Below are 9,934 nucleotides of genomic sequence, written 5' to 3' on the forward strand. Positions count from 1 at the left end.
GCAGCGACACCGAGTTCGCCGCCGGCGGTCCTCAGCCTCGCCTACCTACGCGCCCGAGGTGAGCGGGCCGAGGGCGTCCTCCGCCGCCGTGCGCATGACAAACAGGGGTGCCGGGGTGTGGCCGGTCTGGAGTTCGACCTGACGGGCGGCCTGGTGGATGAGCATCGGCAGTCCGCCGATGACGATGCTGCCTGCGCGGACGGCTGCCTGGGCTAGCGGGGTGGGCCAGGGCCGGTACACGACGTCGAGGAGCGTGTTCCCCGCCGCTGACCACAGGGCTGCGAGCGGGTCGGCGGCGCCGGGCGGGAGCGCGGAGACGACCAGGCTGGCCTCCAGGTGTCGGCTGGCTTCGGCCCACGGGCGGAACCGCACGCCGGTCTCGATCCGCTCGGCGGCGCCGGCCAGTTCGCGCGTGCGGGCCATGTCGCGGGCGATGACGGTGGCCTCGCGGCAGCCCAGGGTGTGCAGGGCGGCAAGGGCGGTGGCGGCGGTCGCACCCGCCCCGAGCACGCACGCCGACTCCACCCGGGTGATACCGGCGTCGAGGAGGGCTTGGAGTATGCCGTCGACGTCGGTGTTCTCACCCAGGAGCCGGCCACCGTGCACGGTGACGGTGTTGACGGTGCCGGTGGCCTTCACCGTCTGAGAGACCTCGTCGAGCAGGGGGACGGCGACTCGCTTGAGCGGCATGGTCAGCGACAGACCCGCCCAGCCGTCGTCCAGACCGGCGAAGAAGGAGGCGAGCCGGTCCGGGGTGCAGTCGATCGCGCGGTAGCTCCAGTCCAGGCCGAGCGATCGGTAGGCGGCGCGGTGCAGCACTGGGGAGAGGGCTTGGCCGATCGGGGAGCCGAGCACGGCGAGCTGCTTCATCATGCTCCTACGTAGAGAGTTCGTCGTCGGCGAAGGCGCCGCCCATGAAGCGGTCGGCCAGCGGCCCGGAGCCGGGGTGCTGGTCGGCGCTGTCGGCCGGCTGGTAGCCGAGGGCGTCCCAGCCGGTGCGCGGCCACCACGACTCGCGGTTGCCGGAAGTGCCGTACACGGTGAGGAACGGGCCGGTCAGGGGCCGGGTGGCGGCGGAGCAGGGCGGTGGCGTCGCGAGGGCTGAGCCAGGTCGCCCGGTGGCGGGGCTCGGTGGGGCGGTCGCGGTAGCTGCCGATGCGGACGGCGACGACCTGCACGTCGGTCTTGTGAGCGTAGAGGTGGCCCAGGGCCTCGGCGGTGACCTTGGACACGGCGTAGAAGCTGTCCGGCGCCAGCGGCGCCGGTCCGTCGACGGGGTTCAGGCCGGGGACGTGGTGGCTGCTGGCCAGCACCACGCGCGGTACTCGCTGGCGGCGGGCAGCCTCCAGGACGTGATGGGTGCCGGTGATGTGGTGCTCCACCATGTCGGCGAACGGCCTCTCCTGGGTGATTCCCGCGAGGTGCACGATGGCGGATATCCCGGCGGCGGCCTTCTCGGTGGCGTCGAGGTCGCGCAGGTGGGCCTGGACGAACTCGACGCCCGCGGGCGCCCCCACGTCGGGGTGCCGCCGGTCGAGCAGCCGTAGGGGTATCCCGTGGGTGGCGAGGTCGGCCGCCAGCCGGGTCCCGATGGCTCCGGCCGCGCCCGTGATCAGCAGCGTCACGGCCGGTGGTGGAGCATCGACGCCACGCCCTTGTCGCTGGCCTCGTATGCGATGCCCCGAAGGACGGCAACCGGGGCGCCCCGGCCGCGCTGGCCGAGGATGATCCCGGCCGCCGCGGCGATGAGGTCGGTGAACGTCTCCTCCTGCCGCTTGCCGTCGTGCTCCGTCGTCCGCAGGGGCCCGACGCCTGCCGCGCCGATGGAGATGACGGTGGCCCCGCGACGGTCGGCGCGTCCGTCGGAGTCCGCGATCACCACGGCGACGTGGGAGCCGGTGTAGGTGATCAGGGCGTCGCGCAGGGCGCGGGCGGAGGCGTCCGGGTCCACCGGCAGCAGCCAGGCGCCCTCGGTGCCGGCGCGGTCGATCCCTGCGGAGGTGAGCTGGTAGCCGAGGGTGTGCCGGGCGATGATGGGGCCCTTGTCGGTGGCCAGGAAGTGCTCGCTCGATGAGTCCAAGATCAGTTGCACGATCTCGGCGGGCTTGCCCGTCTTGGCGGACACCTCCAGAGCCTCGGGCCCGGGGGTGACGCTGGCGAGGTCGACGTACCGCTTCTCCGCGATGGAGACGACCTTGCTGGCGACCACGAGGATGTCCCCGTCGCGCAGTTCGGTGCTGGTGCTGCTGAGGACGCCGGTGATGGTGCCGGCCAGATCGTCACCGGGCTGGAGCTCGGGGAAGGGCTCCAGAGCGAAGACGGAGAAGCCGGAGGTCGGGGCGGCGGTCATCGGCAGGGCTCCTGCGAGGTGAGGACGGCGGTGTGCAGGCGGGCGTGTGCGGCGGCGAGCGCGTCGGCTCGCTGCCGGGTGGTGGCGTGCTGTCCGCTGGTGAGCCAGTCGGTCACGCGCCGAAGGTAGTGCGGCCACAGCCGGCGAGCCGCGACAGGCGCCGGTGTGCCGGAGTTGACGGCGTGCCAGGCGTCCGCAGCGGTCAGCGGCCACGGGTGTTCATCGTATCCGCCGGGGTGTGGGCCAAAGCTGTCCAGCGTGGTGAGCATGGCCGAAAGGCGGGCGTGCCCGACAGTGCGGTCGGCGACACGGTAGAGCGACGTCTCGCCGCTGGGCGGGGCTGGCGGCGGGGCCCATGTCGCGGTCAGGTGCAGCAGGACGGGGACGGCCTGGTGGTAGATGGCCGGCAGGTGGGGGAAGGACCCGGCGTGCTGCTTGGGCCGGTCGAACCGCACGGAGGCGATGGGCCCGACGGTGGCGGCGGTCAGCAGCAGGAACGCGTCGATGCCGTAGCCGTCCACGCACGCCGACACCTCCGCTGGCAGGGCCCGGGCGGCGCGCAGGACGGCGTCCAGGGCGGCACGGGAGAGGGCGAGGTCCCCGGCGAGCGGCTGGGGTACGTCGTGGCCGGTGGTGGCGGCGATCAGCGGCCGGGCGAGGTGGTTGGTGAGGTTGGCCTCGTCCCAGTGCCGCGGGTAGTCGGCGATCGCCAGGGCGGCGCCGCCGCTTACGCGCTCCAGTAGCGCGGCGTAGACGGCGGGGTCGGGGCCCAGCGTGTCGGTGTCCGTGATCAGTACCGCATCGGCATCGGCGATCTCTGGGCGGCGGGCGGCGGCCAGGATCTGGGCGCCTTTGCCTCGCACCAGGCCGGCCAGGGACACCTTGGCCGCGCGGGTGCAGGTGGCGGCGAACCGCTCGGAGGTGTCGGGGGTGTCGGAGGAATCGGCGTTGACGATGACCGACCGGTACTCGGCGAGCGCAGTGTCGACGGCCGTGGTCACGGCGGCGATGGTGGCCGGCTCGTTGCGGCTGGGCAGGATCGCGGCGGCGTTCATCCGGCCTCCTCCTTGGTCAGCAGGTCGGCGGCCGTGTCGGGGCCGGGGGCGTGCAGGTAGTCGAACCGGCAGTCGGCGAGCCGGGCGATGAGGTGGCTGCGCCAGCGGGCCAGGGCTGGGGTGTCCAGCGGCCACACCGGCCCGTACGGCACTCCGGTCACGCCGGTGAGGGGGGTGGGCAGGCCGGAGATGTAGCGGCCCAGGAGCTCGTGCAGTCGCAGCCGCTCGTTCACCGACAGCGGCACCGCGGGCGTCAGCGAGGCCGTCCCCAACGCCGGGTGGACGGCCATGCGCACAACCCGGGCCAGCGGGGCCGGGCCGGCGGCGAACGGCTTCAGGGCCTGCTGGGGCTTCGGCGCGAGCGGCCGGGCGGGGTTGCGGACGGCGGCCGCGAGCTTGCCCGGCCACACCGCCACCGTGTCGTCGTCCATCTCGCCGAGGACGACCAGGTCGTCCCCGGCATGGGCCCAGCCCCGCTCCGCGAGGGCGAGCGCGGTGGACGTCTTGCCCGCCCCCTTCGAGCCGAGCAGCAGCACCGCCCGCCCGCCGGGCGCGATCAGGGCGGTGGCGTGCACCGTGACCTTGCGCTGCTGCTGGCGGGCGCGTTCGAGCGCGGTGTAGGTGACGTACGCGAGCGTGTCCGAGGCGGCCACGTCCGCCGGCACCCGCAGGCGCACAGTTTCGGCCGCGACGGTGACGGCCGCGGCCCCCGTGGCGACCTCGATGTCCGCCGCTTCCGTGGCCGGGCCCGCTGTCAGCGTCCAACCGCCGGGCAGGGCCCGCTCGGCACCCCGCGCGGCGGTGGTGTCCAGTTGCTCGGGCAGGGCGAGGCGGGCGCAGACGTGGCCGGTGACGAGCCGGTACACGCTCATCCGGACGCCCGCTCCAAGTCGGCCAGCAGCTCCTCGACCGCCGCGACGGCGGGCAGGTACCGGCCGGACAGCAGGTCCTCCATCCAGTCCGTGCGGGACAGCGCGGCCCGCACCAGCTCCTCAGCCGCCCCGGGCGGTGCATGGTTGACCGTAGTGATCTCGATTGAGGCGGGCTCGTCGTAGGGGGCGCCGTTGCGCCACAGCAGGGCGATACGGCACGGCCCGAACTCGGCGGCCACCGCGCGGGCGGCCTCATCGGCGAGCCATCCGCCGACCTTGCCGACGTGGTAGGCCGGGTTCTTCCCGAACGTCGCCTCGTTCCCGGCCAGATGGGCGCCGCTGATCACGCCGGTACGGGCGTTGCCCCGGCCCACGAGGCCGTCTTCGCCGTAGTCGACGGCCGACCCCGACAGCGTGAAGTACTGCCCGGACAGGGGGCCGGTACGGGAGTTGCGGGTGTTGCACACCACCGTCACGCGGCCCGGCAGCCGCTGGGCAAGCAGCCCGGTCAGTTTGCCGACGGCGGCGGTGACCGCGTCGTCGAACTGAGCGGAGCTGGTCAGGTGCCCGGCCAGGGCGGGCACGCACACGGTCACCGTCCAGGTCGCGCCGTCGCGGACGGCGAGGGCCTTGATGTCGCTGCCCGCCCACGGCAAGCGGCGGAACCACGCCTCCGAGAGCAGCACCACGGTCTCCGTGACGGTGCGGGGGGCCGAACCGACGAGGTAGGCGGTGTCGTTGGAGAACGCGGCTCGTCGCTCGGGCAGATCGTCCAGGGAGCGGGGGGCGAACCAGCGGGGGAACTTGGAGGAGTCGGTCGTCTGGTGCCTCACCTCCAGCTTCACCCGGTCGAAGCCCGGCAGGGCGGTACGCAGGTGGTCGACGGCCGCCTGCTCGAGGATCTCCCGCACCGGCAACGGGCGGCCGGCGAAGCTGGTGGAGATCCGGCCGCCGAAGACGACCCGCAGCGGCCGGTCATAGACGCCGTCGGTGTCGGTGAACGCGGCCCGGCCGCCGAGGACGGCGACCTTGTCCAGGTTGTGGTGCAGCACCGCCCCCGCCGCGTCCAGGCAGTGCCGGCTGTAGCGGATGGAGGCCAGCTCGGCGATGCCGTCGGCGAGGGTGTCGGGGTGGCCGATCCCTTTGCGTTCGACGACTTCGACGGGCAGCTCATGCGGCAGCGGCGTGCGCAGCGCGGACAACGCGGGCGTCGCGGTAGACACGGTCGATCACCTCCAGCGGGCGCCGTAGCGCCGTCAGCGGGAACAGGCAGGGGTGGGCCGGATGGCCCTCGGCGGTGTCCAGCACCGCGGCGTACATCGCGCGCCGCAGTGACTCGTGCGTGGGGGCGGCGGCGATCTCGCCGAGTCCGGCTTCGAGGTTCCGGCCGCGCACGTGGAGGCGGCGGCCGTCGGCGAGGTGGAGGACGAGTTCGTGGGCTGGGGGGCCGTCGTGGTCGACGCGGGCGTCGATGTGCACCGTGGCCCCGCCGGACAGGGTGATGGTGGCGGTGACGTGGTCCTCGATCTCCGCCAGGCCCCGGCAGTGCACCACCTCGGCGTCTATCGCCTCGACGTCGCCGGGCAGCAGCCGAAGGGCGAGGGCCAGCCCGTGGATGGCCTGCTGATGCAGGACCCCGCCGGCGGTGGCGTAGGTGCGGCGCCAGCCGCGGAAGTAGCCGGGGTCCCGCCGCACGGCCAGCAGCACCTCGGCCCGTACGACGGCCGGAGGCTCGGCGAGCAGAGCGTCGAGGCCGGGGGCGAAGTGGGGCTGGAAGGCGACGAAGATGCGTCCGTCGCCCGGCCGGGGCGCCAGGGCTGCGGGGTCGGTGGTGCAGGGCTTCTCCACGAGCACGGCGGCTCCGGCCTGGGCGGCGTCCCTGGCAGCGGTGAGCGCGGTCCCGGGTGGAGCGGCCACGACCACCAGATCCGGGGTCACGGCCGTCAGCGCCGTCCGACAGGAAGCGAACAGCGGGATGCCCGGGGGCACCTCGGTGCGCGGGTCGGGGTCGGCGACCGCGGCGACCGCCAGGCCGGGAGCGTCGGCGAGGGCGGTCAGGTGCTTGGCTCCGACCTCTCCGGCTCCGACCAGCAGCACCCGCTTCACGCGATGCCGCCCGGGACAGCGGAGCGCAGGAACGCGGCGCCGGCGGCGAGTGCGTCGGCGGGGGTGTCGCGCACGTGGGTCTCCAGCGCGTACGGCAGAGCCGGTTGGGCCGCGTGCAGCAGCGGCAGCAGCTCGCCGTACGGCACCACGCCCTCGCCGGCCGGACAGAACGCCCGGCCGCCGCCGTCGGTGGGCCGGTAGTCCTTGACGTGCACGTAGCCGACGTACGGCGCCAGGGCGCGGACCACCTCGGGGGTGGCCTGGCCGACTTCGTGGAGGTTCGCCACGTCCAGCCACAGCCCCAGGCCCTGCCCGTGGTACCGGTCCAGGATCTGCAGCAGCGGTTCGGCGTGGGCGACGGTGCACACCGGCTCGTTCTCCAGCAGCAGCCGCACCTCGGCCGTATTCGCCGCGTCCAGCGCCTTGGCCAGCAGCGGGTCACCGAGCAGCTGCTCGGTCAGCTCCGGCTCGACACGCAGGTGGGAGAAGACCCGCACGACCGGAGCGCCCAGAATCCGCGCGGCCTCGATGGCCCGTTCGACCCAGCCCAGCCGCTCCTCGGGCGGGACCTGGGTGGGGAAACCGAAGGTGTCCACCCGGCCGGGTTGGGTCTCGGGCCGGCACCACTTCCACAGCGGCGAGGCCAGCGCCGCCACCTTCAGGCCGCGCTCGTCGGCCAAGGCGCGGATGTGTCGCAGCCGGTCGGCAGGCAGCGTCACCGCATTGGCATCCTCGGCTGAGCGGATCTCCAGGTGCCCGATGCCCAGCTTCACCGCCAAATCCATGCCCGGCGCCGGGTCGGGGCCGAGTTCGTCGGGGTTGAGCACCAACGTGCTCGGCGGCGTTTCGTGCACGGCCGTCTTCTCCTTCGGTAGGGCGGGTGGGTGGAGCCCCCGTACCGAGGCGCGTCCTGCGGCACGGGGGCGGTCAGCAACCTGAAGCGAGCGGTTTTCAGTCGTTGCCGCTGGTCAGCGGGGACGGCGGAACCGGGATGGGCGGGGGCTGAGGCCCCCAGGTCGGGACCGGTACGACAGCGGCGTGCATGGTCACCTCCAGCGGTGAGAAGCGAGCCCCCACCATCCCCGCGAACCCCACGGGGGCGACATCCCGCCAGCTACCCCAAAACCGGGACAGCGTCTGCCCGTTGGACAACCCTTGGACAGATGACGAATCCCCCGCCCCGGCTCTCTTCGGAGATCATCCGGGCTGAGTTGCTGCGGCTGCGCCAGGGCCCGGCCCTCGGACACCCCGGGGCGGTCGCCGCGCTCAGTGACCCTCTCCGCGCGCTGCTGCTGGCCCGCACCCCCGCGCTGTCGAACGCAGCGAGCGACACGACACGCCTGGTGGCCTCTTTGCGCCGGGCAATCGACGCGTTAACCCCGCACGAGCGCCGCTACGCCGCCGCGGACTTCAACCTGCTGGGTGAGCACTGCTGGCCGACCCTGACCGAGCGGCAGGAGTCCCTCGCCCGGGTGCTGCGCTGCTCGCCCAAGACCGTACGCCGTCACGCTGGACAGGCACTGGACACCCTCGCCCTGCTCATCGCCGATGGCAGCTACGTCTCCGAACCGCCCCCACCGGGCAGCGACACACCCGCCACGACGGAAGCGGACGACGGAACGGGACGGTTCTTCGGCATCACCACCGCCTCCCGCGTGGACGTGATCTGTTCCGCCCTCTCCGCTGCGGACCGACCCAGGCAGCGGCACAGCGACCCGCTGTACTCCAGATACGCCGGCTTCGCCGACCTCGACGCCCTCTTCTACGTCCGCGTCCACCTTGCCCAGGGCTTCCCGACCGCGACCATCCGCGACTTCCACCACGGCGAGTACTACAACGCCGAACCCGACAGCCTGATCGTCCTCGGTGCCCCCGCCCGCAACACCGTCTACGCCGAGTTCAGCCCTCACCTGCCCTACCGGTTCACCACACCTCCGGAACCGTCGATCGTCCTGCCCGAGCACGGTGACGTCGTCCTGACCCCGCTGTGGGCACCCGAAGGCGAACTGCTGGCGGACCTGACCGTTATCACCCGCCTCACCCTCGACCAAGGCACCACCGTGGTCCTGCTCGGCGGCTGCCTCACCCTCGGCGTCCTGGGCGCCGCCAAATGCCTGCTCAACGGCGACCGCGGCCAGCGCAACACCGCCTACCTCGACAGCATCGGTCCTGGCGCAGACCTCGTCGCCATTACCGCCACCCGCAAGATCGGCGGCATCACCGATACTCCAGACCTGACCGCCACTGAACCCCTGCTCCTGCTCACCCGCGACCCCGCCGGCGCCTTCACCGCCCACGTGGACAACACCGCCCGCTATACGAGCCGGTAGCTCGCCCCGACGGCCGAACACTGCCGGACCGTACACGCAGGTACCCGGGCGAGGAGCGCGACGAACCCACCCCGGGTCCTTAACGTTCCGCTGCCGCCAGCACAGGCTGCGAACGGCTTCCTGGCGAAGAGAAATGTGGTGACACACTGAGGGGATCAACTCACCCGCCGCGGCGTTCCTTACGGACGAGGAACGGTCCAATGGCGAGGGCGTCGTGCGGGCCGGTGGCGAACGTCGCGATGGCGTCGCGGGGTGCAAACGATTCGGCTGCCGCTCGTGGTTGAAGGAGGTGTTCAACGCGCGGGCCGGCCGGTCTGCTCGGCGAACTAGGCCAGCAGCGCCGCGTAGGGGTCGGTGGCGTCGCGAGCGACGGTCCGCGGGCGCAGCGTGCCGTCGGTGTGTACGACCGCCGGAATGAGTCTGCGGGCGGTCTCGGTGGCCTGCCCGGGGAGCCGTGGCGCCCGCTCGCTTGAAGCCGCCGGGGTGGAAGGCGGAGTCGGCGTGAGCGAGGTGGTGACCAGGATGCTGGGATGCCGTCCGGCTCATTCATCCACGGCCAAGCAGTTCTTCCACGGCCGGTAGTCCGGTGAGCCAGCTTCGTTGCCTTCGACCGGGACGGCGCAAGCTCCCCAGGTCGGCGAACCGGACAGAACCTGCGAGAATCCGGCCGTGCCATTCGGAGCACAGGGTCGGGGTGCCAGTGGGTCGCGTAGCGTCCGCGCCATGGCGAGGACATTGCGGCTGGCTGTCGCGCAGAGCACCGTGCCGGAGGACCCCACCGACCGCGGCGCGCTGCGGGCCGCCGGGCAGGAGATCCGGGCCCTGATGGCAGAGGCAGCCGAGGCGGGTGCGCGGCTGGTGCAGTTCCCCGAGGGCGCGATCGTCTATCCGAGCAAGCACGTGATGGCGGCCAACCCGGACGGCGAGCTAGGGCACGTATCGAGTCGTGATCAATCTGCGGGATGTGCCTTCGTGGCACGGTCTGGTCCGGTAGACCGTCGTACGTGACACGAGTGCAACTGACTGACCCGGAGTGGGAGTTCATCGAGCCGTACCTGCCGATTGGCGAGTACGGCCCGTACCCCGAGCGGCTGCGGCAGCAGTTCGAGGGCGTGATCTGGCGGTTCAAGACGGGCGGCCAGTGGCGGGAGATGCCGACAGAATTCGGTGCATGGTCGACCGTCCACAACCGCTTCCGGCAGTGGCGTGACGCCGGGGTCT

Annotated in this window: 11 protein-coding genes; 3 read left to right on the forward strand and 8 right to left on the reverse strand. The window is 72.7% G+C overall.

What is annotated here, in order from left to right:
* Positions 1-45: 45 nt before the first annotated feature.
* Genes ACFC02_RS23620 through ACFC02_RS23655 form a run of 8 tightly spaced genes read right to left on the reverse strand, consistent with a single transcriptional unit; the run spans position 46 to position 7,237 of the window.
* Positions 46-870: a shikimate dehydrogenase gene (locus ACFC02_RS23620; RefSeq protein WP_376360659.1), complete on the reverse strand. Its 825-nt coding sequence runs from the start codon at positions 868-870 to the stop codon at positions 46-48.
* Entirely contained in the window at positions 870-1,625 is a 756-nt protein-coding gene (locus tag ACFC02_RS23625; RefSeq protein ID WP_376360661.1) for an NAD-dependent epimerase/dehydratase family protein, read from the reverse strand. The genes ACFC02_RS23620 and ACFC02_RS23625 overlap by 1 nt, the downstream gene beginning before the upstream one ends.
* Positions 1,622-2,350 carry a coenzyme F420-0:L-glutamate ligase gene (locus tag ACFC02_RS23630; RefSeq protein ID WP_376360664.1) on the reverse strand — a complete coding sequence of 243 codons (729 nt, stop codon included), beginning with the start codon at positions 2,348-2,350 and terminating at the stop codon, positions 1,622-1,624. The genes ACFC02_RS23625 and ACFC02_RS23630 overlap by 4 nt, the downstream gene beginning before the upstream one ends.
* Entirely contained in the window at positions 2,347-3,405 is a 1,059-nt protein-coding gene (locus ACFC02_RS23635; RefSeq protein ID WP_376360667.1) for a hypothetical protein, read from the reverse strand. Before ACFC02_RS23635 ends, ACFC02_RS23630 begins: the two co-directional genes overlap by 4 nt.
* The gene (locus ACFC02_RS23640; RefSeq protein WP_376360670.1) at positions 3,402-4,277 is read right to left on the reverse strand and encodes a hypothetical protein; all 876 of its coding nucleotides are present in this window, start codon (positions 4,275-4,277) and stop codon (positions 3,402-3,404) included. The genes ACFC02_RS23635 and ACFC02_RS23640 overlap by 4 nt, the downstream gene beginning before the upstream one ends.
* The gene (locus ACFC02_RS23645; RefSeq protein WP_376360673.1) at positions 4,274-5,500 is read right to left on the reverse strand and encodes a methionine adenosyltransferase; all 1,227 of its coding nucleotides are present in this window, start codon (positions 5,498-5,500) and stop codon (positions 4,274-4,276) included. Before ACFC02_RS23645 ends, ACFC02_RS23640 begins: the two co-directional genes overlap by 4 nt.
* Positions 5,448-6,383, reverse strand: coding sequence for a Gfo/Idh/MocA family protein (locus ACFC02_RS23650; RefSeq protein WP_376360676.1), 936 nt, complete (start codon positions 6,381-6,383; stop codon positions 5,448-5,450). The genes ACFC02_RS23645 and ACFC02_RS23650 overlap by 53 nt, the downstream gene beginning before the upstream one ends.
* Positions 6,380-7,237 (reverse strand): sugar phosphate isomerase/epimerase family protein, encoded by an 858-nt coding sequence (locus tag ACFC02_RS23655; RefSeq protein ID WP_376360679.1) that lies wholly within the window; start codon positions 7,235-7,237, stop codon positions 6,380-6,382. Before ACFC02_RS23655 ends, ACFC02_RS23650 begins: the two co-directional genes overlap by 4 nt.
* A 309-nt stretch (positions 7,238-7,546) precedes the next feature.
* Here ACFC02_RS23655 and ACFC02_RS23660 point away from each other — a divergent pair, with 309 nt between their 5' ends.
* From ACFC02_RS23660 to ACFC02_RS23670, 3 genes are all read left to right on the forward strand, one after another.
* Complete coding sequence (locus ACFC02_RS23660; RefSeq protein ID WP_376360681.1) at positions 7,547-8,713, forward strand: hypothetical protein; 1,167 nt, start codon at positions 7,547-7,549, stop codon at positions 8,711-8,713.
* Between the two features lie 723 nt (positions 8,714-9,436).
* Entirely contained in the window at positions 9,437-9,721 is a 285-nt protein-coding gene (locus ACFC02_RS23665; protein WP_376360684.1) for a hypothetical protein, read from the forward strand.
* The coding region (locus ACFC02_RS23670) for a transposase (RefSeq protein ID WP_376360687.1) at positions 9,718-9,934 on the forward strand (217 nt) is incomplete at its 3' end. The genes ACFC02_RS23665 and ACFC02_RS23670, both read left to right, overlap by 4 nt.

The organism is Streptomyces sp. NPDC056160, assembly GCF_042268205.1.
GTDB lineage: Bacteria > Actinomycetota > Actinomycetes > Streptomycetales > Streptomycetaceae > Streptomyces.